Below are 24,095 nucleotides of genomic sequence, written 5' to 3'. Positions count from 1 at the left end.
CAGCCAGGCTGTAAAGCGTGAATTTGTGCCCCAAAGCGTGCCGCATGGCGCTATCTCTGGCAACTTGCCGGCAAGTCTTCTGCAATACCCAGGGCCATGCAGGCCATTGCTTGGCGACAGCGAAAAGCGCCGGGCTGTGATAACTTCCACGCCAATCAAAGAATCTGAGGGAGCACCGATATGACCCAATTGCAGGCGCCCGCTGGCGTGCTTTTGCAGGACCGCCTGACGGCGCTTACACCGGCCCAGTTGCTGGGCATGCGACGCGGGATTGAAAAGGAAAGCCTGCGCGCCCAGCCAGGGGGTGCACTGGCGCTGACGCCGCACCCGGCGGCGCTGGGCTCGGCGCTGACGCACACCAGCATTACGACTGATTTCAGCGAGTCCCAGGTGGAACTGGTGACGGGCGTGCATCTCAATCCCGAAGCCGCGCTGGCAGAACTCACGCAGTTGCACCAGTTCACTTACCGCGCCATGAAGAACCTCGGCGACGAGATGCTCTGGGCTTCCAGCATGCCTTGCGGCCTGCCCACCGACGAGACCATTCCGATTGCGCGTTTTGGTTCGTCCAACGTCGGGCGCGCCAAAAGCGTTTACCGCATGGGCCTGTCGCACCGCTATGGCCGGCGCATGCAGACCATCTCGGGCATTCACTACAACTGGTCATTGCCCGGAGTGACGAGCGAGCAGTATTTTGCGCTGATCCGCAATTTCCGCCGTCATGCGTTTTTACTACTTTACCTGTTTGGTGCGTCGCCGGCCGTCTGTTCGAGCTTTGTGGCAGGCCGCCAGCATGAGTTGCAGGAGCTATCGGCAAGCACCATGTACATGCCCTGCGGCACCTCGCTGCGGATGGGGCGGCTGGGCTACCAGAGCGACGCTCAGGCCTCGCTGGCGGTCAGCTACAACAGCTTGGACGGCTACGGTGCTTCCCTGCAGGAAGCCCTGACCCGGCCGTATCCGGCTTATGAAGCGGTCGGCATACGCAACCCCGGCGGCGACTACAACCAGCTGGCCACCACGCTGCTGCAGATTGAAAACGAGTTTTACGGCACCATCCGCCCCAAGCGCGTGATCTTCCCGGGCGAGCGGCCGCTACACGCGTTGCGCGAACGCGGCGTTGAGTACATCGAAGTCCGCCTGATGGACCTGGACCCGTTCGAGCCGGTCGGCATCAATGTGCAGACCATGCGTTTTATCGACGTGTTCCTGTTGCACTGCCTGCTCTCGGACAGCCCGCCCGACACACCCGCCGAGATTGCCGAGCTCAAGCACAACCAGCACCACACCGCAGCACGCGGCCGCGAGCCGGGGCTGACGCTCAGGCGCGCGGGCGGCGAAGTCTCGCTGGTCGAATGGGGTGCCGAGGTGGTTTCTCAATGCGCGCCGATTGCCGCCGCCCTGGATGCCGCGCACGGCGGTAACCACTACGGCGAAACGCTCGCGGCGGCCCGGCTGGGTCTGCTCGACTCCGGCACGCTGCCGTCGGCCCGGGTGCTGGCCGACATGCAGCAGGACTTCGAAAACTCATTCGTCAGGTTCGCCCGGGCCCAGTCACTGAAAACGCAGGCCACCTTGCAAAGCCTGCCCTTGTCCGACGGGCAACTGCGGCGCATGGAGGCGCTGAGCCGCGAATCAGTTGACGCTCAAAAGAAAATCGAGGCCAGCGATAGCTTGCCATTCGAGCAATACCGCCAGCAATACGTGTCTGAGCAACGCCTGGGAATGCCTCACCCGGTGGCGGCGCACGTTTGAGCCTATTTTCTTCTGGATTTCATAAAAAATAGCCTGCGAGTCCAGGTTTTATCGGCACTTTTAGCTATGAAAAACATAGCAATATGATGTGCTCGACGCCCCCTCAGGTCAAGCCACGGCTTGTACGGGTAAGCGGCAGGGCGTGAAACTGGGTGGCGATTCCGTACTGATGCCGGCCATCACCGGCAGATCCGGGTGGTGAGCATCCTGCCGGCGGGTGGGCGGGCATTGCCTGGCAAGGACGGTGGTGGCGGGTGATTTACTGTTTGGCCGGGGCCGCCATGCGCCGCTTCACATACACGGCCAAAAACGCGCACCCCAGCACCAGCGCAAACCAGCCCACCACCGACGCCTTGGCGACAATGCCCTGCATGCCCGGCGAAGTGATGAAATAGGGCGACAGCAACACGCCCAAGCTAATCAGGCCCAGCAAAATGGCCTTGAACAGCAATTCGTTATTGGCCTTGCTGTCGGACTGGCGGCTGGCGGGATTGTTCGGTCGGCGGGTAGGTGCGTTGGGCAAGGGCATACCTCGATTTTCCCCCATCGCAGGCGGCAACGCCAAACTGCTTGGCAGACCCGCACCTGAAAAGGTGACAATTAGCGATTATCCAACTGGCTGATTTGCCGTCAATTCAGACCACCACCCGGCTTGTCTTGCGTAGCCATCAGCAAGTCAAAAGCCCCCAAAAACCTGTACCAGGAAAGACGATCCCGATGGCCATCCAATGGTTTCCCGGTCACATGCACCTGACCAAAAAAGCTATTTCAGAGCGCATCAAGGAAATTGATGTGGTGATCGAGCTGCTCGACGCGCGCCTGCCCGGCTCCAGCGCCAACCCCATGCTGGCCGAGCTGACCGGCGCCAAGCCCGCGCTGAAAGTGCTCAACAAGCAGGATTTGGCCGACCCGGCGCGCACCGCCCTCTGGCTTGCCCACTACAACAGCCTGCCGGGGACGCGTGCAATCGGGCTGGACGCCAGCATGACGACACCCGCCAAGGCGCTGGTCGACGCCTGCCACGCGCTGGCGCCGACACGCGGCAGCATGGTCAAGCCGATGCGCGTGCTGATCTGTGGCATTCCCAATGTAGGTAAGTCAACGCTCATCAATACCCTGACCGGCAAGCGGGCCACCAAAACCGGCGACGAGGCCGGCATCACCAAGCTGGAGCAGCGCATCGTGCTGGCCGACGGCTTTTATCTTTGGGACACGCCAGGCATGCTGTGGCCGCGCATCATCGTCGCCAAAAGCGGCTACAACCTGGCGGCCAGCGGAGCAATTGGGCGCAACGCCTTTGAAGAAGAAGAGGTTGCGCTGGAACTGCTCGATTACCTGATTCCCAACTACCCGGAAATGCTGGAAGCGCGCTACAAGGTGAAGATCACGCCGGATACTACCGACGAGCAACTGCTCGAAGAAATTGGCCGCAAGCGGGGCGCTGTGCTGAGCAAAGGCCGTATCAATCTGCAAAAAGCCGCTGAAATCGTGATTTATGAATTTCGCGCCGGCACGCCGGGCCGCATCACTCTGGAAACGCCTGAAGAGTTTGTTGAGTGGCTGGCGGCGGGGCAGAAGCTGGACGCTGAACGACAAATTAAAAAGGACAAAATCGAGACCAACCGGCTTGTCAAATTCAAGAAGATTCCACGGCCGGCCAAGCCTGAAGCGAGCTGACGGGCGGTCAGCGGGCAAGCCGCCAGCGCTGCCGGGCGGGCGAGCACGGCCCATCCTGAAAACTTGATTTGAATAAAAAAAGAGCTTGGGTCCAGACCCAGGCCTTGCTCGCCTGCATGCCGGGCACGCGCCGCGTCGGCATCACGGCTGCGGCCAGTGCATTGCAACGCAGCGGCTTGATTCAATACGGCCGCGGTGAGCTGACGGTACCAGACCTCAACGGTTTAAAAACGGCTGTCTGCAGTTGTCATGCTGCGGTCGGAAAACTGAAGCCAAATCGCGCCATGGAGTCAATTTGCGGTGTGCGGTATGTGCGGTGGCGTACAGACGAAATACCTTGCATCGTCTAAAAACAGCATCTAGGCACTTCGTTAATAGAATTCGATCCAATCCAATTTAGTTGCACCGTCCGGCTGCAGCCGTAGCGTGATGTGACCCTAACCGAGCCAGCCCCAAGATGACTTCAACAACTGTAGCCGGCGCTCAAGAGCCGCAAAAGCAGACCCATACTGCGTTGGCGGCGCTGACGAAGGATTTCCTGAGTACGGCAAAGTGTTCTTACCCCGAAGCAAGCACTTGCGCCGTCGACATGCTGCGCAGCTGTGCCCGGCTCGATGCTGCCGGCATTGACGCGATCAGTGCCAGTATCGCTGCGCTGGCGCACGCCCGGCAGGCTGCCGTTTCCCTGAGTACGGCTGCTGGCGACTGGAACCTCATGTTTCAGGCCGTGAAAGAACGGCTCAGGTTGGCGGTTGGCAAGGTGCTGATCGCATCGCCCGGGCTTGAGCCGCAGACCGCAGGGGTGCTGACTCAGACCATCGTGCTGGAGTGCGTGGGAGCGCTGGACCAACTTCATGCGACGCTGACGAATGAACGCGGGCTGCGCGAGCGGCTCGAACTGGAAATCGTTGGTGCGCAAGCCGCCCTGGCAGGGGCGCTAGCCGGCGCTTCGCCGGCCAGCCGGGAAATGGTGCCCTTGTTGCATAGCGTACTGCAGCGCCTGAACCCGGACCCCGCACCATCAACCGTTTGAGATTTAACGGGTCAAATTTGTGGTTGACCGGTCATCTTTTGACCGAAAAGCCCGCACGTCCAATAGATATAGCTACAGCGTGCTATAGAAAAAGTAGCGCTAAGCGCGTGTCGGGATGGCTTGCCGCTGGCGTTAGCGATTGAACTGGTCAATTCCCGGGCAGCCCCTGCAACGCCAGCACTGGCGCGGCTTTTTGGACTTGTCAACATTCTTATCCACAAGGTGACCCACAAGAGGCGGGAATAAAGTGAGGCTTGCCCCGATCTGGCAAGGGCATTTTCAAGCCTGCAACGACCAAGCCCGAAAAAGCGTCTTCCATAGGCAGAATTGTTCCGCGCAACCTGCTTTCGGCGGACAACTGGTCAATTTTGGGGCGTGGCCCGGGAAGCCAGTGGTTACGCCGCTTTCCGGGTTTGTCAACATTGTTATCCCCAGGGTGACCCACAGAAAATGGGGGCAAAGTGATGTGCCCAATCTGGCCACCATTTTGGAGGGGTGGCCTTTGATCTTCATCAGGCTCCCTAACGTCTTTTTTTCTGATAATAAGATTTCATCGCTTGGCGCATACTTCGCTTGTTACGCTTTTTTATTCGCCCGGCATTCCGTTCCCCACCGGCACCTGTCATGAACTGGTTCAAAAAACTCCCACACACCCGGCGCGCCAACAGTGGACTGGAATGGCTGGTCTGGCGCAAGCTGCCGCTCATTGCCCTGTCGGGCACTCTGCTGCCCTTGTTGGGCTTGGGGCTGTTACACCTGTTTTCGGAACCGCAGGCCGGTGCGGCGGAGGCCCGCTGGCTGCAAATGGCCGATTATGTGGTTGGCGGAGTGATTTTTTTTCACTGGTCCATGGTGATCACGGTCGCCATTGGTTGCGTCATTGTGATGGTAATGAAAGGCCCAGGCTATGTGGCCGACGGCTACCGGGTGTCGCATAGCGACAAGCCGCGCGAAAAAATGGAAACCGCTGAAGAAGCCGCCAATTACCGGATGGCCGAGGTCAGGGGAAAATCTTGAATTAGTGCGCCGGGCAGGGGCGATGGAGGCGACAATCCGCCACGCCATGAAAAACATTTTTCCCCTGCCGCTGCTGCTTGCCGCCAACCGTGACGACCCTCATCCCTTGGTCATCTACCATGGCCGCCGTTGTCCTGACGGATTTGCCGCTGGCCTTGCCGCCTGGCTTTTTTACGAGGGCAAAGCCGAGTTTCTGGCGCTGGACCACGGCGACGTCCAATCGGTGGATCAGCTGCCAGCGCTGACTGGCCGCGCTGTCTATATTCTGGACTTTTCGTTTTCGCCCGAAATCATGCGTGGCATCGACCAACAAGTCGCCAAACTCGTGCTGCTTGACCACCACAAGAGCGCGGCCGAAAAGCTGACCGGCTTTGCCTGCCGCTGCGGCGTGGTTCACTTTGACATGCACAAATCAGGTGCCAGACTGGCCTGGGAGTTTTTCCAGCCGGTCAAGCCCGTGCCCGATCTGGTGCGCTTTGTGGAAGATCGCGACATCTGGGCCTGGAAATATCCGGAGAGCGCCAGCTTTCTGGCGGCGCTCGACATGGAGCCGCTCGACTTTACCCGGTGGGCCGAAATCGCACAATTCAACCCTGCGCAAATCACCGAGTTCTTGGCGCGTGGCCAGGCGATGGACGAAAAATTCAAAAAGCTCGCCACTGACATGGCCGACTCCGCCCAGCCCATCATTTTTAACGGACAAAGCGGCTTGATGATCAACGTGCCTAGCGTGTTTCACAGCCTGATCGGCAACCTGCTGTCTGAAAAAAGTGCCACCTTTGCGCTGATGTGGCAGGTGGGCAAGGGCGGCGGCGTGAAGGTCGGTCTGCGCTCGCAGCGTAGCTTTGACTGCATTGCGCTGGCCGAAAGCATGGGCGGCGGCGGCCACGCGCAGGCCTGTGGATTCAAGATGGGCACGGACCGTCTACCTGAACTGCTCAGCGGCGTGTTTAACGCAACCGCCACGCCTTCAGCCGAGCAGGAAGCCAGCAGCGCTCAAGCCGGAAGCGTCTCGCCCCAGTAGTGAAAAGTGAAAGGACGCGGACCGGGCAGGTAGCGCGTGTGCAGGTTTGCCACGCCAAAGCCGGCTTGCTGCAGCAACGCCGGAATGTCGCGCCCCAGGTGGCAGCCGCCGGCAACCTTTCCCCACATCGGCTGCAGTCGGTCCTGCCAGCGTCTGACCGATTCATCGGGCGCGCGGCCATGTTCGCAAAACAGTAGCTGCCCACCGGGCGCCAGTACGCGTCGCATTTCCCGCAGCGCCGCCAACGGTTCGGCGATGGTGCACAGCGTGTAGGTGACCAGCACAGTGTCAAAGCTGGCATCGGGCCGTGGAATCTGTTCGGCCGACAGACCCACCAATTCCACCTCCAAACCGGCCTCGGCAATGCGCTCGCGCGCCAGCGCGTGCAATTGCAGCGCCGGGTCCAGCCCCGTGATGTGGGTCACGCGGGTCTTGTCATACCACGGCATGTTCAGCCCGGTGCCGATGCCGACTTCCAGCACCCGGCCCCGTGCCAGCGGCACGATTAACTGGCGCTGCCGGCTCACCATCGGCAGGCCGCAGGCAAAGTCCAGCGCAGGGGGAAGAATGTAGCGCTCGTACCAGGAGGGGGTCATGTCGTTCCTTTAGCCTTCGTACCCATATTGGGGTGCATCGTATTCACATTGGTTTTATGCAACAATTTTGCAGACAGCCACTTGCGCAATCATGCCGTTGGACTTGAGCGACCTTTGCCCGCCGCCTGGGCGTTGCTTTTTTAATGAGCAGTTGAGTGTAGGAGTTAAAACCTATTAAAAAACTCTCGGTTAGTGGCGTTCAAGGTAAATGCCTGACGGGATAAAAAAAGCGCGACAGAGAACTGTCGCGCTTTCCAAGGAACCTGCGCCGCCATGAATTGCCCGGGGGGCAGGCCTTTGTCCCTCTCTTGTTCAATGTCCCGAATTGGGAGACATTTTTTCGGCGGTATGAAACACCGCAGGATTCTCAGGACCAGTCACATACAGGAAACCGGCCAGGCCTTTTTCGAGACGGGACAGGGCATGGTCAACCAGAATGTAGCGGCCCGGAACTTCAACCTTGAATTCAACCATCGTCGCACCGCCGGGTGGCACACTGGTGGTCTGCACATTGCGTAGCGGCGCAGTCGTCAGGTCGGCCTGGTTGAATACGCGGTCAAACACTTCGCCGATGACGTGGAAGCTGGAGGTTGCATTCGGTCCTCCTACACCAAAGAAGATGCGCACGGTCTCGCCGACTTTTGCTTCCATTTTGTGGGTCTTGGTCAGTGCGTCCATGGTGCCGTTGAACATCATGTGCTCGGGCTGCTCCTTGAGCAGCTTTTCAAGTGAAAACTCGTTTTCGCCGGGCGTGCCATGGGGCTGGCTGGTATACAGCTCGCCCTGCATCACGTAGAACTCCCGGTCAACCTTGGGCAGGCCGCCCTCGGGCTCGACCAGGATCATGCCGTACATGCCGTTCGAAATATGTTGCGCCACCATGGGTGTGGCGCAGTGGTAAACGAACAGCCCCGGGTTGATGGCCTTAAAGGTAAAGCTCTTGCTGGTGCCTGGGGCCGCCTGCGTCACCGCAGCGCCGCCGCCCGGTCCGGTCACCGCATGAAAGTCCACCGAGTGGATCATCTTGCTGTCTGTGGCGTTGGCCATGTTGACCGTTACGGTATCGCCCACCCGCACGCGGATGAACGGGCCCGGCACCTTGCTGTTGAAGGTCCAGTATTTATAGGTGGTGCCATCGGCCAGCTGGCCCAGCACTTCGGTGGTTTCCAGGTTCACCGTCAGGCTCTGCGGCCCGCGTGCGCCAACCGGTTGCCCCACTTCCATCGGGCTACGCGATACTTCCGCTCCCATGGCCTTGGGTTTGGCCGCACCGTCGCCGACCAGGATCTGGCCGATCATGCCGGCCTGGACGTGGCCTGGCAGCGAGCAGATGTATTTGAATTCACCCTTTTTATCGGCCTTGAAAACGATGGTGGTGCTGGCACCTTTGGTGTTGAGCTGGTTCGATGAAGCTTTGAAATCAGGCACGCTGATATCGTGCGTCGCGCCATCGCCGTTGACCAGATTGATCTGGACAATGGCACCTTCGGCTACCGCCAGTTGGGGGTTGACCTTGCCCTTGATCGCGCCGTTTTCTCCCACGAACACGAGCTTGCCGTCAGCGATGTCGGTGCGCAGGGTAAAGGTCACGTCAGGGCGGTACTTGACCCCGGTGTCGTGTTGATGAGGGTCGGCAGCGGCATAAGCCGAGGTTAAACCGACAAGGCCAAGGACGGCGGTCGCAATTGCTTTTTTGATAAAACCGGCTTTCATTGTCATCACCTTAAACGTGTGTTAACTTTTTGTGTCTGGCGCGAAAATCGAACCAGCCGTTTGGCGGCTCGCTACGCGGCCGTCAGGCAGTCCGGAGATGGCGTGTTGAAGTAACACTAAATTCTTCGAGTTGCCTGTGTTAAATGATACATCTTACTTGTATGTTTAGCTTGACCCAGGTCAATACAAGCGCTGACAGGCGCGCTTGAGGTCGCTGACGGCGCGCTTGGCGGCTTGCGGCCGCTAGAAATTGCAGCCTCACGAATGAGGTGCCGAATGACGATTTTTTCGGGCTTGAGCAATAAGACCCAGAGTTGACCGGGCAGCTCATCCCCAGAAGTTGGCAGTCAGCTGCTCGCCCGGGCCTTTTTGCGCGCTGCGGGGCGCAGCTTCACCGCAATGATTTTCGCCGACGGCGGAGCGCCGATGCGGCTGCCGCCTTTTTTCATCAAGTTTTCGAGCGTCATGCCATCGAGCACCGCGAGATAAGCGGCTGTAGCGTTGTAGAGCACGCCCTTGAGCGCGCAGGAGGGGCTCAGGATGCAATGGTTCTTGCCGGGATCGAAACATTCGGCCATGAAAAAGTCGGGTTCCGTGCTGCGCACCAGTGCGCCAATATTGATCTGCGCCGGTTCCTTGCCCAGTTTGAGGCCGCCGTTACGGCCCCGCAGGGATTGGACAACCCCCAACAAGCCGAGTTGATGAACCACTTTCGTCAAATGATTTTTGGCGATTTTGTGCGCATCTGCGATGTCCTGGATAGTGACCAGGCGGTCGCGGTTGGCGGCCAAATACATCAGGGTGCGCAGGGCGTAGTCGGTGTAGGTTGTCAGTCTCATGTCGGGGTGAACTCCGGTTGAATTCTGCGGCGATTTTACAGAGCGTTGCGTTTTTGTGGAGTGGGTTCTCCATTAAACCTGCATTTATCTTGCATCTATATTAATGATGTATGTAGAATACATGTTATTAAATTTGAACTTTCTCGAATTTTTCAACCGCTACCCACAAAGGATATTTGCCATGCACGCTACGCGCAAACTCTGGACCTGGCTCGCCGTCATCTGTGTAATGTCCTTCGCCGTTCTGGGCTGGGTCGGTACAGAGATCTATCTGACAGCGCCGCCGATCCCAAAACAGGTCATCAGCACCAAGGGCGATGTGCTCTTTTCGGAAGGACAGGTTCAGCGCGGCCAGGAAGCCTGGCTTTCGGCTGGCGGGCAGCAGCTCGGTTCGGTCTGGGGCCATGGCAGTTATGTCGCGCCCGACTGGTCAGCCGACTGGCTGCACCGTGAAGCGCTGGCGCTGCGTTCCGTCTGGGCTCAAAAGGATTTTGGCAAACCTTTTGAGCAATTAAGCGTGGGTCAGCAGGGTGAATTGAGCGCCCGTTTAAAGGCTGAGATGCGCGGCAACACCTATGATGCCGCCACCGGTGCCATTACCCTGTCACCCGAACGCGCCGAGGCGGTGCAGCAAGTCGTCAAGCATTACACCGACCTGTTCGGCGACGCGCCTTCGCTGGACAAACTGCGCGAGCAGTATGCGATGAATGCCGGCACGCTGCCAGATCCGGCTGACCTGAAGGCCTTGCCTGCCTTTATTTTTTGGTCTGCCTGGGCTGCCGCCACCGACCGGCCCAATGAGAGTGAACTGAGCTACACCAGCAACTGGCCGCATGAGCCGCTGGTGGACAACACACCGACGGCGGGCGCCGGCATCTGGTCGATCGCCAGCGTTATCTTCATGATTGCCGGCATCGTGGTCATGATCCTGCACCACTCGGCCGCCAAAGAAGAAAGCGACCCCACGCCGCCCAAAACAGATCCGCTGTTTGACCTGAAACCGACGCCGTCGATGAAGGCCACGCGGAAATACTTCTATGTGGTGATTGGCCTGATCATGGCGCAAGTCGGAATGGGCGTGATCACCGCACACTACGCGGTTGAAGGTCAGAGCTTTTTCGGCTTTCCGCTGGCGCAGATCCTGCCGTTTACCGTGAGCCGCACCATTCACACCCAGTTCGCGGTGCTGTGGATTGCGACCGCCTGGCTGGCCACCGGCCTGTACATTGCTCCGGCCATTTCCGGCCATGAACCGAAATACCAGAAGCTCGGTGTCGATGTGCTGTTTTATGCCCTGCTGTTTATCGTTGTCGGTTCCACCGCCTTTGGCTGGATTGGTTCGCTTCAGCACCTTGGCAACAACTTCAGCTTCTGGATCGGCAACCAGGGCCTCGAATTCACCAGCATGGGCCGTATCTGGCAAGTCCTGCTGTTTGTCGGGCTGCTGTTCTGGGTCTTGCTGCTCGGTCGCGGACTGATGCCTGCCCTGAAAAAACCGTCTGAAAGCCGCGGTCTGATCGCCATGGTATTTCTGTCGGCGATGTGCATCGGCGGCTTTTACGCCACGTCGCTGACCTGGGGCCAGCACACCCATTACTCGATGATCGAGTACTGGCGCTGGTGGCTGGTCCACCTGTGGGTCGAGGGCTTTTTTGAAGTGTTTGCCACCGCAGTGATTGCCCTGCTGTTCACCCGCCTGGGCCTGATTCGCGCCAGCACCGCCAACAGTGCCATCGTGCTGGAAACCATCGTGTTCCTGTTCGGCGGCATCCTGGGTACCTTGCACCACCTGTATTTCACCGGCACACCGACCTTCGTGATTGCGATTGGCGCGATGTTCTCGGCGCTGGAAGTGGTTCCGCTGGCCATGATCGGCTTTGAAGCCTACAACAGCTACCAGCGCTCCAAGGCCGCACCCTGGGTGCAGTCCTACAAATGGTCGATCATGTGCTTCATCGCCGTCGGCTTCTGGAACGTGGTGGGCGCGGGTCTGCTGGGCTTTACCATCAACACGCCGATAGCGCTGTACTACTTGCAAGGCCTGAACATGACGGCAGCCCACGGCCACGCCGCGCTGTTCGGGGTATACGGCATGCTGGGCATCGGTCTGTTGCTGTTCTGTCTGCGCGGCCTGTCGCCACGCGCCGCCTGGTCCGACAAACTGTTGCAGCTGATGTTCTGGTCGCTCAACATCGGCCTGGCCATGATGGTGTTCATCTCGCTGGTGCCAGCCGGCCTCTACCAGGCCTGGGCCAGCGTGACCAAGGGCATGTGGTTTGCGCGTTCGCCTGAAGTCGTTCATTCCCACTTCATGGAAACGCTGGTGTGGATGCGGGTACCGGGTGACGTGGTGTTTGCCATCGGCACCGTGTTCCTGGCCTGGTTCGCCATTCGTTTGCTGACGGGCGGCAAACGCCAGACCAAGCTTGCCCCCGCAGCCGCCAAGCGGGCCTGAACCCCGTTGCTGACTGCCTTTGAAGAGGCTGGCCTGCGCTGGCCTCTTCAGTTGCGAACTTCATTACCTTCAGGAGAATCTTCATGAGCCACAATTGTTCCCATCCCGTAACGACCGAAGGCGTTTATCCCTTCGACGCGCGCGGCGTCGCCAAGCGGTTTCGCCACGCCGCCATTTTTGGCGCGCTTGACGCGCTGCAGCCCGGCGAAACAATGCGTTTTTGCAATGACCATGATCCCTTGCCCCTGCTGTCGCAAATCAACAGCGAGTTTGGCTCCAGGGTCACGATTGAATATGTCCAGCGCCATCCGGGCGAAATCATGATTGATTTCCGGGTCGTCAGCTAAAGGGCGGTTTGACTTTTCCGTGCCTATAAAATAACAGCGCATATCACGCTGCCAACGAAGTGCCAGGACGCGGGTTCACGACCGGCGGGCCTGGCACAGCTGTTTTGGCCCCTCTGACCGTCAACCCGCGGAATTGCCCTGTGAACTATCTGGCCATCAAGCATTTGCACATCACCTTCGCCGCCCTGAGCGGCAGTTTTTTCCTTTTGCGCGGGCTCTGGATGCTGGCTGAATCGCCAATGCTGCAACGGCGCTGGGTCAAGGTCGTACCGCATGTGGTTGACACGCTTTTGCTGGGCAGCGCGCTGGTGCTGGTGTTCTGGAGTGGCCAGTATCCGTTTGTGCAGGCCTGGCTGACCGCCAAGGTGCTGGCGCTGATTGCCTACATCGTTCTCGGCACCATTGCCCTCAAACGCGGTAAGACCAAAGGTGTGCGCACTTTTGCCCTGCTGGCTGCGCTGGCGACTTTCGCCTACATCTTGGCGGTGGCGCTGACGCGTCAGGCTGCCATTCCCTTGCAAGCCTTGGGGTTTGGCGTTTAGGCTCCTGTTTCTTGTGGTTATATCCAGATTGGCTGCTGACCTTGAAGTACGGGCATCATCAATTTTCAATAACCGGGTAATTTCCAGTGCCTCCGGCGCGACACAGTTGCCCGAGCTTGTTCAGGCATGGCCCGCTGCTTCCTTCGCCCGCATCTTGGCACCAATGTATTCACCCTGGGTGACGTGGAGCAGGGCTGCAATCTTGCTGATCAGGTGATTTTCGCCAGCATCCAGATGGGCGTCGGCGTAGGCGACCTGCCACATGTTTTCAACCATCTGAATTTTCTGGGGGTGTGCGAAGCTGTCGTTGATCCGCGAGGTGAACTGGTGATAGTCAGAGGCGCTGCTGGCGGTCAGCTCGGCCAGCTCAAGCAGTCTGGCCAGCGCGTCGTCGGCCAATGCAAATTTTTCACGCAGGCTCGCCAGAACGGCATTGCGCTCGGCGACGGCTATGTTCGGATCGGCGCGCATCACCTCCACCAGCAAAACGGCCGTGGCCAGCTGAAGCGCGTGATTGCGAGCCTCTGGTGTTTCTTCGGCGGGTGCCGTGAAGGCATCCAGCAGGTCTTTGAGGGTTCGCAGCATCGAGTTCTTTCATAAAGTGGTGACGCCGCGCAGCGCGTCGGCGGGGCAGTTGTATGCGAGTCAGCGCGACTGCGCTGAGTTCCCGCGATTCGCCTTTCCCAAGCAGTCGCACCGCTAGTGCGTCGGAACCAGGCCGCTGCTGGCGCTGCGAAGGACTGACACCGTTTGGAAACGACACGCTGCGGCGGGTAAAGGTTTCTGAATGTCATCTCGTTCTGCAGTTGCATCAATTTCTTCGTCGCGCAATGAGTTTAAAAAGCTTTCAGACACCCGTCAAAAGCAAAAAAGTTCGATCTGAAAAACAACTTTTGCTGCCGGAATGACCGTAGCCGTAGTCGGCTTCAGCGGCTCTCGCCCAACGTCTATGAAAACCAGTAAGTATGAAAAGAGTGGCGCGTGACGTGCCTGAAAAGTTGGTTCGGCTCAGCTCACAAATCCGGTCAGGCGCAGCCACGCGGCCAGCCGGTCGGCAAATACGCTGTAGCCCTGCGCGTTGGCGTGGATCGGATCTGATCGCCACTCGGCGCGCGACAACACCGATGACCAGCCGTCGGCAAACAGGGGCACACCGGTTTGAGCCGCCAGCTCGGCATACACCGGATGGTCTTTCAGCGAAGCCGTTGCCGCAGCTTGCGACACCGGCCCTGGCTGGGCGATCAGCACCAGCTGAGCGCTGCTGGCGGCCATTTGCAATATCGCTTTGAGGGCTGCACGGGTGCGCTCCAGCGGTATGTTGCGCAAAAAGTCATTGCCCCCCACCGAGACCAGCACCAGGCCCGGTGTATTGTTCTGCAGCAATCCTGGCAAACGCGCAAGTGCATCCTCGGCGGTATTGCCATTCACGCCGGCGTTTTGCGTGACGTGGCCGGTCAGCTGCTCCAGCCGCTGCGGATAACTGCGGCCCGCCCCGGCGCCATAGCCAAACGTCAGTGAATCGCCCAGACAAAGCAGAGTGGCGTCTTTGGCAAGGATTTTTCCCTTGCTTTGGCTGGATTCGGAGCAGCCGCAGGCCAGGAGCAAGGTGGCGGCGGCACTTCCCAGTACCAGGTGGCGGCGAAAGGCATGGCGGTGGTCGTGCATGGCGTCAGGCAGTGTGGACAGGGGCTTTAACTTTAGCGGCAATCTGACGCTTGAAGCCGCTGCATTCGCGCCAGAGCTGCTTTCCGCGTAAAACGCTCCGGAAAATTACCGACGCGTTGTCGCGGTCGCGTCCATCGATGCAGCAGCCAGGGACTTCAGTCCTACTACGAAAACTGTAATTTCCTGTGGCAAAAGGAAGGGCGCGGGCGCACTATCAGGACATGACTGATGTCGCTCCTCCCCAATACTCGGCCGCTGAAAAGCGGCATCGCGTTTTCTCCATCATGGCCGCTTCGTCGGGCAACTTGGTGGAGTGGTTCGACTTTTACGTTTACGCTTTTTGCGCGGTGTATTTCGCGCCCTCGTTTTTCCCCAAGTCTGACCCGACCGCCCAGCTGCTGAACACTGCCGGCATTTTTGCCGCTGGTTTTCTGATGCGCCCGATTGGCGGCTGGCTGTTTGGCCGTATTGCCGACCGCAGTGGCCGAAAAAACTCGATGGTGATCTCGGTGGGGTTGATGTGCGTCGGCTCGCTGATGATTGCCAGCCTGCCCACTTACGCCAGCATTGGCGCCTGGGCACCCGCGCTGCTGTTGTTGGCGCGACTGCTGCAAGGCTTGTCGGTGGGTGGGGAGTATGGCACCACGGCCACCTACATGAGCGAGGTGGCGCTGCATGGCCAGCGCGGCTTTTTCTCGTCGTTTCAATACGTTACCCTGATCGGCGGACAGCTGCTGGCAGTGTTGCTGGTTGTGTTGCTGCAGCAGACCATGAGCGACGCTGACCTCAGAAGCTGGGGCTGGCGCATTCCTTTTGTTGTCGGCGCGGTGACCGCCGTGGTGGCGCTGCTGCTGCGGCGCACGCTGCAGGAAACCTCCACCGCCGAAACGCGTGCCAACAAGGACGCCGGGAGCTTGAGCAACCTGTTCCGAAACCACAAGGCGGCCTTTTTTACGGTGTTGGGTTACACCGCTGGCGGTTCGCTGATTTTCTATACTTTCACCACCTACATGCAAAAGTACCTCGTCAACACGGCCGGCATGTCGATCAAGACGGCCAGCAACGTCATGACGGGTTGCCTGTTTGTCTACATGTGCATGCAGCCCGCTTTTGGCGCGCTGTCTGACCGCATTGGCCGGCGCAGCAACATGCTGCTGTTTGGCGTGCTCGGCACGTTGGCCACCGTGCCGATACTCACAGCGCTGGCCAGCGTGTCCAGCCCACTGGCCGCTTTCGGCCTGATCACGCTGGCGCTGGCAATCGTGAGCTTTTACACCTCCATCAGCGGCATCGTGAAAGCCGAAATGTTTCCAGCCGAGGTGAGAGCGCTGGGTGTGGGCCTGGCTTATGCGGTGGCCAATGCGATATTCGGCGGCTCGGCTGAATACGTGGCCCTGGCCCTCAAATCCATCGGTCACGAAACCGTGTTTTACTGGTATGTGACCGCGATGATGGTGGTGGCTTTTCTAGTGGCCTGGCGCTTGCCGAAACAGGCCAAATACCTTCATAACGACCATTGAGCGGGTGGCTTGCGGCCCAAATCGCTTCCTGTTCGTGGCCGGGTCAGCCAGGCTGCGGGATTTGAACGTTTTCTACGCACCGCCTGCCAAGCCCATGCTGACGCGGTTTTTTCTGCTTGTGCACATTTTTATCCACAAGGTGGCCCACAGGAATGGGGGGTAAGCCCGGCTGGTTTACAGTGAGACATCGTGTGCAAGGGGAGTCGCTGCGGCGTGACTGTCGCGCAAACCCGGACAGGATGCCTGCAATTCTGCCTGTGCTTGCCTGCCAAAAGCGTGCGGCAGGGTGCGTTGGGTTCAACCTTTTGATTAAATAGCGGTGTGGCCCAGCACGTACGGTCGCTGTTTGCTATAAAAAAAATAGCAAACAACGACTGCGAAGCATCTTTCCCGACAGCCACTCGCCGATTCGCCGGACATGGCAAATCCGGAAAATTAGTTGCACGAATGGCTTTACCATCGGCTCTGCTGGCTGGCGACACGCGCCGCGCCGGGTTTTGCCGGCCTTGTCAGGTAGGTTGAAAACCTGATTTTTTATGATGCCTGAAGGAGTGCCTTGTTTTGAATTTGACCAGGATGCGCTGTAACGCCACTGGCTGGCTGGTGAGCCTGCTGACTCTGTCAGGCCTGCTCGCCGGTTGTGGGGCGCCTGTGGCGGTCTTCCCTTCACAGGAGGAATTCAGCTCCACGGTGACCTATTCCAGGCTGTTCGACGCAACCGCCGCACAAACCTGTGAGGCTGGCCGGCGCGCCTTGCTGAGCCAGGGTTACATCATCAGCACCGCCAGGGAAGACATCGTCGAGGGCCGGAAAAGCTTTCAGCCTGAGCCTGAGTCGCACCTGCAGATGGAAATCCGCGTGGTGTGCGCGCCCGAAACGCCTGACGGCAAGGTCAGCCTGGGATTTGTCACCGCCCTGCAGGACGTTTACGCTCTGAAGAAAAGCAACAACTCGGCCAGTCTGGGCGTGGGCGCACTGGGTTCGGTGTCGCTGCCCTTCAGCTCAAGCAACGATGCCATGGTCAAGGTATCGAGCCAAACCATCTCTTCCGATATTTTTTATGAGCGTTTTTTCGACCTGGTGAAGCGTTATGTGGTGGTGGACGCGGCGCCGGACAAATGACTGACTGACCGAGGCGGCGGGCGCCTGACGCCGCCGTCCTGCATCGCGCGCTAACTTGCCGGCGCCTGCCCGTGGCCAGCGCCGAATGCAAGTTGATCGCTCTGCGTTTCCCGCCAGCTTCCCGGCGCCAGACCACCCAGTGCGCAGGGGCCGATGGCCGCGCGGATCAGGCGCAAGGTCGGTAAGCCCACGGCCGCCGTCATGCGCCGCACCTGCCGGTTGCGGCCTTCGCGGATGGCCAGCTCTATCCAGCCGGTGGGAATGGCTTGGCGAACCCGTACCGGCGGCTCCCGTTGCCATAGCGTGGGCGGCGGCGCCATCAATTGCGCCCGGGCCGGGCGAGTCATGCCGTCGCTGAGCTGCACGCCCTCGCGCAAAGCCTGCAGCGCTGTCTCATCGGGCGTGCCTTCCACCTGGACCCAGTAAGTCTTTTCCATCTTGAAACGCGGATCTGCGATACGCGCCTGGAGCTTGCCGTCATTGGTGAGCAGTAGCAGGCCCTCGCTGTCAGCATCGAGCCGGCCGGCCACATAGACCTCCGCAATGTCGATGAAATCCTTCAGCCCGCGCCAGCGCCCTTCTGGCGTGAACTGGCTCAACACGCCATGGGGCTTGTTGAAAAGAATCAGCCGCGAGGAGGAGGCACGCGTCATACGGGTGATAAAGGTCATCGCAACGCCAGTCAACAGCCCAACTGGTCAGCCAGCGCCAGAAAGTCTGTGGCGTGGCGGGTATTGGCGGGGTGGGGCGAGATGTCTTTGGGCCGGGCCGCGCCAAACTCGGCCGGGCGCTCGATGTAAGCCGTCTGCAGGCCACACGCGCGCGCGGCAGCCAGGTCGTCCTGGTGGGCGGCGACCAGCATGACCTCTGCAGGGGCCGCGTCGAAAATACGGGCCACGCCCAGGTAGGCGGCTGGGTCTGGCTTGTAGGCCCGAAACACCTCGGCCGACAAAATGCAGTCCCACGGCAGGCCCGCGCGCTTGGCCATATTGGTGAGCAGGCCGATATTGCCGTTTGACAACGTGCAAATCACATGCCGTGATTTGAGCCGCCTGAGCCCTGCCAGCACATCGGGCCAGGGGTCGAGCCGGTGCCAGGCTTTATTGAGATGCTGTTTCTGCGCCTCGGTCAGATCGATCAGCCCGAACTGCGGCAGGATGCTGTCAAGAATAAGGCGGTGCAGATCATCGATCAGCGTCCAGCCCAGCTCGCCTGACATGACCCGCCGCATCGCCGGCTGGTAACCGGCGCGCCAGGCCAGCGCAAACGCATCGCCGTCCACGGCCGGGCGCAGCGCCTGCACCTCGCGGGCAATGCCGCTGTGCCAGTCCACCACGGTGCCGAAAACATCAAACGCCAGGACTTTGGGCGGGGAAAGGGAAGGTGTGCTCATGCGGCAATTATCCGCATGAATGATTTTTTCAGGCAAAGCGGCCGGCCGGCGCCGTGCAGCGCGGGCCGGGCGCCTCAACTTATCATGCGTTACCCCGAACGCATTGAACAATCAGGACACGTCTGCGATGAACCCCACTCCCGCCTTGCACCAGAAATGGATTTACCGCCGCCACCCGAGTGGCGTCGTCGGCCCGGAGCACTACGAACTGACGAGCAGCCCGCTGTCGATGGACCTGTCAAACGGCGAGGTGCTGGTCGAGGCCAGATACCTGAGCGTTGACCCCTACATGCGCATCAACCAGTCGCTCAAGCCCACCTACAACGCCGAGCCGCACCCGCTGAACGCCGTGCAAAACGCGAGCATGGTTGGCCGCGTCATCGCCTCGCAAGCCAGCATCCTGGCGCCGGGCGACTGGGTTGAGGGCATGCTTGGCTGGCAGACCCACGCCCGGAGCCACCAAAGCGCCCTGCGCAAGCTCGACCCCGAACTGGCCCCGGTCAGCACCGCGCTGGGCGTGCTCGGCATGCCGGGCCGGACGGCGTGGTTTGGCCTTACCGAAGCAGGGCGCCCGCACGCCGGTGAAGTGGTGGTGGTGTCTGGTGCCGCCGGGGCCGTGGGTTCGCTGGTGGCGCAATTTGCCAGGCGGCACGGCGCGCGCGTGCTGGGCATCGCCGGGGGCGCGGCCAAGTGTCAGTGGCTGACTGACACCGTGGGACTGGACTGGGCGCTTGACTACAAGACCTTTGCCAGCGCCCAGCAGCTCTCGCAGGCCATTCTTGAACGCACCGGCGGCGTCGACGTGTATTTCGACAACGTCGGCGGCTGGATCACCGACGCGATTATTCCCATCATCCACCGGCGCGCCCGCATCGTCATCTGCGGCACGATCAGCCAGTATTCGGGCGGACTGGACACGCCCGAACTGGGGCCGCGCTTTTTGCACCACATGCTTTATCAGCGTGCCACCATCCAGGGCATCCTGGCGCGCGACTACCTGCACCGCATGGATGAAATGCTGCGCATCGTCGGTCCCTGGGTTCAGCGCGGTGAGATCGTGTTTGAAGAAACCGTGGTGAACGGCTTTGGGCAGCTGCCGCAAGCCCTGAACAGCCTCTTTACCGGCGACCACCGCGGCAAGGTGCTGGTCGAAGTCTGAGCCGCCAGCGCCGTCCCTGGCAGCAAATTGCAGGAAGCTGCGAAATAGAAAGCTGCAGTCCCTGCAAGCCGGCGCGGTCTGCCAGCCGCTCAGGTCATCAGCTTCCACACCAGCAACAGGTTGTTGGCGGGCATGGCGTGTCGGGCTGACAGCTGCAGCCCTGCTTTGGCGGCCTGGAGCTCGACGTCTTCGCGCCGGCGAATGCCCCAGGCCGGGTCTTGCACGCGCAGACTCTGGTCAAACGACAGGTTTCCTTCCGAGGTGGGCACGCCGTCCTCCAGATACGGGCCGTAGGTGATGAGCGCGCCACCAGACGCCAGGTGGCGCGCGCTGCCGTGAAACAGGGCGGCGCAAGTGGCCCAGGGTGAAATATGCAGCAGGTTGGCACAGTAAATGGCGTCAAAGCGCTCATCGTCCGGCAACCAGCGCGGCGCCATCACGTCGAGCAGCAGGGGTGCGTGCACATTGCCCAGACCCTGCTGCGCCACCCCTGCGGCAATGCCGTTCAGCGCGTCGGCCCGCACGTCGGTGGGCTGCCAGCTCCAGCGCGGCAGGCCAGCCGCAAACCAGACCATATGCTGGCCGGTGCCCGAGGCAATCTCCAGTGCCTGGCCACGCTCGGGCAGCAGCCGGCGCAGAAGGTCGAAGATGGCTTGCTTGTTTCGGTCGGCGGCGGGGCTGAAGTCGGTTTGCGGCATGGTGAATTTTCTGATAGTCGAGCAGGTGCGCAGGAATCAGACCGCCAGAAACAGCGCCGGGTCGACCATGGTGCGGTTGAGCATTACGCCCCAATGCAGGTGCGGCCCTGTCACCCGGCCGGTGGCGCCCACGGCGCCCAGGCGTTCGCCGGTTTTCAAAACGTCGCCAGGATTGACGTCAATTTTGCTCAGGTGGCACATCATGCCCAGCAGCCCGCCGCCGTGGTCGAGCCATACTGTGTTGCCGTTGAAAAAGTAGTCGCCCGTGTCAATCACCCGGCCCGGCAGCGGTGCCAAAACGGGCGTCCCTGTGACTGCGGCAATGTCCATGCCGCTATGCGGATTGCGCGACTGCCCGTTGAAGACGCGCCGCAGCCCGAACGAGCTGGAGCGCCGGCCGGGCACCGGCACGCGCATGCGCAAAGAGGTCTGCGGCAAGGGCTCGGTAAAGGTAGCCATCACCGTCGCCAGGTGGGCGCGCTCGCGCTCGTAGCGCGCCTCGTCTTCGGGCGACAGGTCAACCGTGCCCGGCGCCACCTTCAGGCGCTGCTCAAGGTAGCGCTTGGGCGCGACCACGTAGCTGAGCTGCCGCTGGCCGCCGTCGGCGGTCTTGACGGAAATGCTTGCCGCGCCCGGCACGGCGGCCAGGGGAATGCCGACCAGTGCCGTCCACTCGATCACATCGCCCAGCACCAGCAGGGGCACGACGGCATCTGCCCCACGCAAATGCGCCACCGGTCGCTCGGCCGCAGAACCCAGCGAGAGCCGGGCAAGGCCACCGGGAACCTGCGAGGCCTGGGGCCAGACCCCGGAGGACGCCATGGCGGGGTTTGGCGCGGCACTTTCGGCGCGGCCTGATGCGGGCAGCGCCAGCAGGCCGATGCCGCCGAGCAGGGCACAGCGGCGGCTGAATGAATCGGTCGCGGGAGGGAATGGCGGGGTCGGCACAGCGTATTGGGGCACGGTAGGACTCGGGGTTTGGCGAAAACGGACTTGAAGGCTTTATCTTGCCATCAAATCACAGGCCGCCCGAGGCCCTGGCCCGACCGGGAACCGAAATGCGAAATAAGAAATAAGAAATAAGAAATAGCCGGCTCGAACCCGGCGCGCCCGCCCTGCCGAATGGCGGGCAGGCGCAGTGGTCGCCCGAATCAGGCTGCTTTGGCAGCGCGGCGCTGGCTGAAAGCCGAGCTGCGCTTGACGCTGGCGGTGGCAACGTCGCTACCGGCGATCTTGTGGGCCAGATCTGCCGTGGTTTGCTCGATCTGGGCGGCCAGCTTGCTCAACACCAGCGCGCCGGGCGCGGTCGCCCTTGCAAGCGTGTCCAGCGTGGTCACGCCGGTTTTTTCTCCAAACGCGCTGGCGTTGGCGGCCACACGCTCTACGCCGGTTTCGGCCAGCTTCACCAGCTGGCTCACCACCTGCTCGGCGCCGCTACTCGTCAGGTTAAGGCCCTTGGTGTAGTAAACGCTGAAAGCCAGCTGGGCAGCCGACGCGTTTTTCGCCGTTTCGGAAGTAAGCTCGCTGCGTGACTGCCTGAGCGCATGCCTCCAGCGCTGCTCCAGCAGGCCGACCACCCGCTCGCCGCCCGCGCGGTAGGCGTCGATGATGTTTTTGGCGGTGTTGCCGTAAGACGCGATCAGGTCGCTGGCAACGGTAGAAAGATTCTTGGCGCTCATGGCGTTTCCTTCGGGGTTGGGTTGAGGCAAAAGAGAGAGACACCGCATGATGCGGGTTTTCCCTAGTGAGTGCGACCTAACCGGCTAGGGTGCCGAATCAATCAGGCCAAAGCCAGGATGGCCGGGCCGAATTGCGAAAAGGTGGGGTATTGGAAATCGAATGCTATTTTTTTAATAGCTAATGATGACCGTATTCATTGGACAAGAGGCCGATTTGACCCAAAAATGGTCAAATTCGATTGTTCGCGACCTCGGGGGCAGCCCCGGCGCAGTTGCCCGCGCACCTGCCGGGCGGCTTCATGCCGCAGTCATGGTGATCTGCCCGGCTTTCACGTAATCGTCAAACTGGATGCGCGGAATGGCTGCTACGCCGGGTATGCCCGGAGCCGCTTCCCAGCTCAGCGTTGCACTGTCGTCCGCCAGATCCACTTCGATCCGGCCTTGCGGAATCTCGATCGGCACGCCGTCGCCCGGCGTGAAGGTGACGGGGCCGGTGACGGTGGCGAACTGGGACATGGCAATCTCCTGACAGGTTGCGGCGCAGTCGTGTACAACGCCAAGCCAGATTGTGCGGGCATCGCGGTCGGTTATCTGTCGGGAAAAGTCGTTTTCGAAGGGTTCGGACGTGTGTGCGGGCTCCCTTGCGCGCACTCCCTGTGATAGCGTGGTGCCGTACGTCAGCATGAAATTCAATCACAGGAGCATCCCATGATTTCCCCAACCTCCCGCACCGGGCTTCAGCTTCGTTCCTTGGTCAGGGCCAGCGGCGAGCTCGAACTCTCGCTGCTCAGCGTCGACACCCCCACGCCCGCGCCAGACGAAGTGGTGATCCGCATCGAGGCCACGCCCATCAACCCGTCCGATATCGGCCTGCTCTTTGGCGCGGCCGACCTCGGCACGCTCGGTCTGTCGGGCACACCGGACAGCCCGGTGGTCAACGCCCGCATTCCTGACGGGCTGATGAAAGGCATGGCCGGGCGGCTGGACCAATCGTTGCCGGTGGGCAATGAAGGAGCCGGCGTGGTTGTTGCTGCCGGGTCATCTGATGGCGCGCAGGCGCTGCTGGGCAAGACCGTGGCGGTGCTGGGCGGGGCGATGTATGCGCAATACCGCTGCGTCAAGGCCGCGCAGTGCCTGGTTTTGCCGGAAGGCACTAGCCCTGCCGAAGGGGCGTCGTGCTTCGTCAACCCGCTTACCTCGCTGGGCATGGTGGAAACCATGCGGCGCGAAGGCCACAAGGCGCTGGTGCATACGGCGGCGGCGTCCAACCTGGGCCAGATGCTCAACAAGATCTGCCTCAAGGACAACATCGGCCTGGTGAATATCGTGCGCAAGCCCGCGCAGGTGGCGCTGATCAGGGCCATTGGCGCCCGGCATGTTTGCGACGCCTCTGCCCCCACTTTCATGCAAGACCTCACCCAGGCGCTGGTGGAAACTGGCGCCACCATCGCCTTCGACGCCACTGGCGGCGGCAGGCTGGCCGGGCAAATCTTGACCTGCATGGAGGCCGCGCTGGTCCGCAGCGCCACCGAATACAGCCGCTATGGCTCGACCACGCACAAGCAGGTTTATATCTATGGCGGCCTGGACACCGGCCCGACGGAGTTCGTCAGAAACTTCGGCTTTAGCTGGGGCATGGGTGGCTGGCTGTTGTTTCAGTTTATCGAGCGCATCGGCGCCGACGCGGCCCAGGCGATGCGACAACGGGTGACGGCAGAGCTGAAAACCACCTTTGCCAGCAGCTACACCAAAGAGGTTTCGCTGGCCGAGGCACTGCAGCTGGAGCACATCGCCGCCTACGGCCAGCGCACGACCGGCGCCAAGTACCTGATCAACCCCAACAAAGCCGGCACCGCGTGAA

At 60.7% G+C, this 24,095-nt stretch carries 25 protein-coding genes; 13 read left to right on the top strand and 12 right to left on the bottom strand.

All coding sequences use genetic code 11. The features are described 5' to 3' along the window. The first annotated feature begins 180 nt into the window (after nt 1–180). Nucleotides 181–1,755, top strand: a complete 1,575-nt coding sequence (locus HHJ19_RS12940; protein WP_296908056.1) for a glutamate--cysteine ligase — start codon at nt 181–183, stop codon at nt 1,753–1,755. 259 nt (nt 1,756–2,014) lie between these two features. Here the strand turns inward: HHJ19_RS12940 and HHJ19_RS12935 are convergent, their stop codons facing one another. Continuing rightward, nucleotides 2,015–2,284, bottom strand: a complete 270-nt coding sequence (locus HHJ19_RS12935) for a hypothetical protein (protein ID WP_296908054.1) — start codon at nt 2,282–2,284, stop codon at nt 2,015–2,017. A gap of 188 nt (nt 2,285–2,472) precedes the next feature. Here HHJ19_RS12935 and ylqF point away from each other — a divergent pair, with 188 nt between their 5' ends. The 5 genes from ylqF to HHJ19_RS12910 all read left to right on the top strand — a co-directional run bounded on the left by ylqF (nt 2,473) and on the right by HHJ19_RS12910 (nt 6,506). After that, complete coding sequence (ylqF, locus tag HHJ19_RS12930) at nt 2,473–3,432, top strand: ribosome biogenesis GTPase YlqF (RefSeq protein ID WP_296908053.1); 960 nt, start codon at nt 2,473–2,475, stop codon at nt 3,430–3,432. Between the two features lie 68 nt (nt 3,433–3,500). After that, on the top strand, nt 3,501–3,782 hold the full coding sequence (locus HHJ19_RS12925; RefSeq protein WP_366929407.1) for a helix-turn-helix domain-containing protein: 282 nt from the start codon (nt 3,501–3,503) through the stop codon (nt 3,780–3,782). A 107-nt stretch (nt 3,783–3,889) separates the two neighbouring features. Further along, complete coding sequence (locus HHJ19_RS12920) at nt 3,890–4,465, top strand: hypothetical protein (protein ID WP_296908052.1); 576 nt, start codon at nt 3,890–3,892, stop codon at nt 4,463–4,465. A gap of 624 nt (nt 4,466–5,089) precedes the next feature. Then, nucleotides 5,090–5,482, top strand: coding sequence for a hypothetical protein (locus tag HHJ19_RS12915; protein WP_296908051.1), 393 nt, complete (start codon nt 5,090–5,092; stop codon nt 5,480–5,482). A gap of 46 nt (nt 5,483–5,528) precedes the next feature. Next, nucleotides 5,529–6,506: a DHHA1 domain-containing protein gene (locus tag HHJ19_RS12910; protein WP_296908050.1), complete on the top strand. Its 978-nt coding sequence runs from the start codon at nt 5,529–5,531 to the stop codon at nt 6,504–6,506. On the opposite strand, the gene HHJ19_RS12905 is transcribed toward HHJ19_RS12910, so the two are convergent. The 3 genes from HHJ19_RS12905 to HHJ19_RS12895 form a co-directional block, all read right to left on the bottom strand. Beyond that, nucleotides 6,479–7,102 (bottom strand): methyltransferase domain-containing protein, encoded by a 624-nt coding sequence (locus HHJ19_RS12905; protein WP_296908049.1) that lies wholly within the window; start codon nt 7,100–7,102, stop codon nt 6,479–6,481. The two genes, HHJ19_RS12910 and HHJ19_RS12905, sit on opposite strands and share 28 nt — an antisense overlap. A gap of 312 nt (nt 7,103–7,414) precedes the next feature. Then, on the bottom strand, nt 7,415–8,821 hold the full coding sequence (nirK, locus tag HHJ19_RS12900) for a copper-containing nitrite reductase (RefSeq protein WP_296908048.1): 1,407 nt from the start codon (nt 8,819–8,821) through the stop codon (nt 7,415–7,417). Nucleotides 8,822–9,162: 341 nt separating this feature from the next. Further along, nucleotides 9,163–9,654, bottom strand: a complete 492-nt coding sequence (locus HHJ19_RS12895) for an Rrf2 family transcriptional regulator (protein ID WP_296908047.1) — start codon at nt 9,652–9,654, stop codon at nt 9,163–9,165. A gap of 181 nt (nt 9,655–9,835) precedes the next feature. Here HHJ19_RS12895 and HHJ19_RS12890 point away from each other — a divergent pair, with 181 nt between their 5' ends. From HHJ19_RS12890 to HHJ19_RS12880, 3 genes are all read left to right on the top strand, one after another. Next, a complete protein-coding gene (locus HHJ19_RS12890; protein WP_296908046.1) occupies nt 9,836–12,109 on the top strand; it encodes a nitric-oxide reductase large subunit in 2,274 nt (757 codons plus the stop codon). Between the two features lie 83 nt (nt 12,110–12,192). Then, nucleotides 12,193–12,456: a DUF2249 domain-containing protein gene (locus HHJ19_RS12885; protein ID WP_296908045.1), complete on the top strand. Its 264-nt coding sequence runs from the start codon at nt 12,193–12,195 to the stop codon at nt 12,454–12,456. A gap of 140 nt (nt 12,457–12,596) precedes the next feature. Then, nucleotides 12,597–12,998, top strand: coding sequence for a SirB2 family protein (locus HHJ19_RS12880; protein ID WP_296908042.1), 402 nt, complete (start codon nt 12,597–12,599; stop codon nt 12,996–12,998). Between the two features lie 120 nt (nt 12,999–13,118). Here HHJ19_RS12880 and HHJ19_RS12875 read toward each other — a convergent pair whose 3' ends face one another. Both HHJ19_RS12875 and HHJ19_RS12870 read right to left on the bottom strand, forming a co-directional pair. Further along, nucleotides 13,119–13,583 (bottom strand): TerB family tellurite resistance protein, encoded by a 465-nt coding sequence (locus tag HHJ19_RS12875; RefSeq protein ID WP_296908040.1) that lies wholly within the window; start codon nt 13,581–13,583, stop codon nt 13,119–13,121. Between the two features lie 423 nt (nt 13,584–14,006). After that, nucleotides 14,007–14,663 (bottom strand): GDSL-type esterase/lipase family protein, encoded by a 657-nt coding sequence (locus tag HHJ19_RS12870; protein ID WP_296908039.1) that lies wholly within the window; start codon nt 14,661–14,663, stop codon nt 14,007–14,009. A gap of 221 nt (nt 14,664–14,884) precedes the next feature. Here HHJ19_RS12870 and HHJ19_RS12865 point away from each other — a divergent pair, with 221 nt between their 5' ends. Both HHJ19_RS12865 and HHJ19_RS12860 read left to right on the top strand, forming a co-directional pair. Beyond that, entirely contained in the window at nt 14,885–16,183 is a 1,299-nt protein-coding gene (locus tag HHJ19_RS12865; protein ID WP_296908037.1) for an MFS family transporter, read from the top strand. A 576-nt stretch (nt 16,184–16,759) separates the two neighbouring features. Then, nucleotides 16,760–17,305: a DUF2242 domain-containing protein gene (locus HHJ19_RS12860; RefSeq protein ID WP_296908080.1), complete on the top strand. Its 546-nt coding sequence runs from the start codon at nt 16,760–16,762 to the stop codon at nt 17,303–17,305. Nucleotides 17,306–17,355: 50 nt separating this feature from the next. Here the strand turns inward: HHJ19_RS12860 and HHJ19_RS12855 are convergent, their stop codons facing one another. Both HHJ19_RS12855 and HHJ19_RS12850 read right to left on the bottom strand, forming a co-directional pair. After that, a complete protein-coding gene (locus HHJ19_RS12855; protein WP_296908035.1) occupies nt 17,356–17,976 on the bottom strand; it encodes a pseudouridine synthase in 621 nt (206 codons plus the stop codon). An 11-nt stretch (nt 17,977–17,987) separates the two neighbouring features. Further along, nucleotides 17,988–18,698 carry a haloacid dehalogenase type II gene (locus HHJ19_RS12850; RefSeq protein WP_296908033.1) on the bottom strand — a complete coding sequence of 237 codons (711 nt, stop codon included), beginning with the start codon at nt 18,696–18,698 and terminating at the stop codon, nt 17,988–17,990. Nucleotides 18,699–18,825: 127 nt separating this feature from the next. Here HHJ19_RS12850 and HHJ19_RS12845 point away from each other — a divergent pair, with 127 nt between their 5' ends. Further along, the gene (locus HHJ19_RS12845; protein ID WP_296908031.1) at nt 18,826–19,857 is read left to right on the top strand and encodes an NADP-dependent oxidoreductase; all 1,032 of its coding nucleotides are present in this window, start codon (nt 18,826–18,828) and stop codon (nt 19,855–19,857) included. Between the two features lie 89 nt (nt 19,858–19,946). Here HHJ19_RS12845 and HHJ19_RS12840 read toward each other — a convergent pair whose 3' ends face one another. The 4 genes from HHJ19_RS12840 to HHJ19_RS12825 all read right to left on the bottom strand — a co-directional run bounded on the left by HHJ19_RS12840 (nt 19,947) and on the right by HHJ19_RS12825 (nt 22,750). Further along, nucleotides 19,947–20,555 carry a DUF938 domain-containing protein gene (locus HHJ19_RS12840; RefSeq protein WP_296908029.1) on the bottom strand — a complete coding sequence of 203 codons (609 nt, stop codon included), beginning with the start codon at nt 20,553–20,555 and terminating at the stop codon, nt 19,947–19,949. A 36-nt stretch (nt 20,556–20,591) separates the two neighbouring features. Continuing rightward, nucleotides 20,592–21,518, bottom strand: a complete 927-nt coding sequence (locus HHJ19_RS12835) for a peptidoglycan DD-metalloendopeptidase family protein (protein WP_296908027.1) — start codon at nt 21,516–21,518, stop codon at nt 20,592–20,594. 188 nt (nt 21,519–21,706) lie between these two features. Then, nucleotides 21,707–22,234, bottom strand: a complete 528-nt coding sequence (locus HHJ19_RS12830; RefSeq protein WP_296908026.1) for a hypothetical protein — start codon at nt 22,232–22,234, stop codon at nt 21,707–21,709. 297 nt (nt 22,235–22,531) lie between these two features. Then, entirely contained in the window at nt 22,532–22,750 is a 219-nt protein-coding gene (locus HHJ19_RS12825) for a hypothetical protein (RefSeq protein ID WP_296908024.1), read from the bottom strand. Nucleotides 22,751–22,942: 192 nt separating this feature from the next. Between HHJ19_RS12825 and HHJ19_RS12820 the strand changes: the two genes are divergently transcribed. Continuing rightward, nucleotides 22,943–24,094, top strand: coding sequence for a zinc-binding dehydrogenase (locus tag HHJ19_RS12820; protein ID WP_296908023.1), 1,152 nt, complete (start codon nt 22,943–22,945; stop codon nt 24,092–24,094). Nucleotide 24,095: the final 1 nt, after the last annotated feature.

The organism is Polaromonas sp. (assembly GCF_012927415.1).
Classification (GTDB): Bacteria; Pseudomonadota; Gammaproteobacteria; order Burkholderiales; family Burkholderiaceae_C; genus Polaromonas.
Note: the sequence above shows the minus strand (reverse complement) of the source record. Positions and strands in the feature narration are given on the sequence as shown.

Excerpts from the sequence above, each read along its gene's own strand:
- HHJ19_RS12940 (WP_296908056.1), top strand. The coding sequence starts at position 181 with ATGACCCAATTGCAGGCGCCCGCTGGCGTGCTTTTGCAGGACCGCCTG.
- HHJ19_RS12935 (WP_296908054.1), bottom strand. The coding sequence starts at position 2,284 with ATGCCCTTGCCCAACGCACCTACCCGCCGACCGAACAATCCCGCCAGC.
- ylqF (WP_296908053.1), top strand. The coding sequence starts at position 2,473 with ATGGCCATCCAATGGTTTCCCGGTCACATGCACCTGACCAAAAAAGCT.
- HHJ19_RS12920 (WP_296908052.1), top strand. The coding sequence starts at position 3,890 with ATGACTTCAACAACTGTAGCCGGCGCTCAAGAGCCGCAAAAGCAGACC.
- HHJ19_RS12915 (WP_296908051.1), top strand. The coding sequence starts at position 5,090 with ATGAACTGGTTCAAAAAACTCCCACACACCCGGCGCGCCAACAGTGGA.
- HHJ19_RS12910 (WP_296908050.1), top strand. The coding sequence starts at position 5,529 with ATGAAAAACATTTTTCCCCTGCCGCTGCTGCTTGCCGCCAACCGTGAC.
- HHJ19_RS12905 (WP_296908049.1), bottom strand. The coding sequence starts at position 7,102 with ATGACCCCCTCCTGGTACGAGCGCTACATTCTTCCCCCTGCGCTGGAC.
- nirK (WP_296908048.1), bottom strand. The coding sequence starts at position 8,821 with ATGACAATGAAAGCCGGTTTTATCAAAAAAGCAATTGCGACCGCCGTC.
- HHJ19_RS12895 (WP_296908047.1), bottom strand. The coding sequence starts at position 9,654 with ATGAGACTGACAACCTACACCGACTACGCCCTGCGCACCCTGATGTAT.
- HHJ19_RS12890 (WP_296908046.1), top strand. The coding sequence starts at position 9,836 with ATGCACGCTACGCGCAAACTCTGGACCTGGCTCGCCGTCATCTGTGTA.
- HHJ19_RS12885 (WP_296908045.1), top strand. The coding sequence starts at position 12,193 with ATGAGCCACAATTGTTCCCATCCCGTAACGACCGAAGGCGTTTATCCC.
- HHJ19_RS12875 (WP_296908040.1), bottom strand. The coding sequence starts at position 13,583 with ATGCTGCGAACCCTCAAAGACCTGCTGGATGCCTTCACGGCACCCGCC.
- HHJ19_RS12870 (WP_296908039.1), bottom strand. The coding sequence starts at position 14,663 with ATGCACGACCACCGCCATGCCTTTCGCCGCCACCTGGTACTGGGAAGT.
- HHJ19_RS12865 (WP_296908037.1), top strand. The coding sequence starts at position 14,885 with ATGACTGATGTCGCTCCTCCCCAATACTCGGCCGCTGAAAAGCGGCAT.
- HHJ19_RS12860 (WP_296908080.1), top strand. The coding sequence starts at position 16,760 with ATGCGCTGTAACGCCACTGGCTGGCTGGTGAGCCTGCTGACTCTGTCA.
- HHJ19_RS12855 (WP_296908035.1), bottom strand. The coding sequence starts at position 17,976 with ATGACCTTTATCACCCGTATGACGCGTGCCTCCTCCTCGCGGCTGATT.
- HHJ19_RS12850 (WP_296908033.1), bottom strand. The coding sequence starts at position 18,698 with ATGAGCACACCTTCCCTTTCCCCGCCCAAAGTCCTGGCGTTTGATGTT.
- HHJ19_RS12845 (WP_296908031.1), top strand. The coding sequence starts at position 18,826 with ATGAACCCCACTCCCGCCTTGCACCAGAAATGGATTTACCGCCGCCAC.
- HHJ19_RS12840 (WP_296908029.1), bottom strand. The coding sequence starts at position 20,555 with ATGCCGCAAACCGACTTCAGCCCCGCCGCCGACCGAAACAAGCAAGCC.
- HHJ19_RS12830 (WP_296908026.1), bottom strand. The coding sequence starts at position 22,234 with ATGAGCGCCAAGAATCTTTCTACCGTTGCCAGCGACCTGATCGCGTCT.
- HHJ19_RS12825 (WP_296908024.1), bottom strand. The coding sequence starts at position 22,750 with ATGTCCCAGTTCGCCACCGTCACCGGCCCCGTCACCTTCACGCCGGGC.
- HHJ19_RS12820 (WP_296908023.1), top strand. The coding sequence starts at position 22,943 with ATGATTTCCCCAACCTCCCGCACCGGGCTTCAGCTTCGTTCCTTGGTC.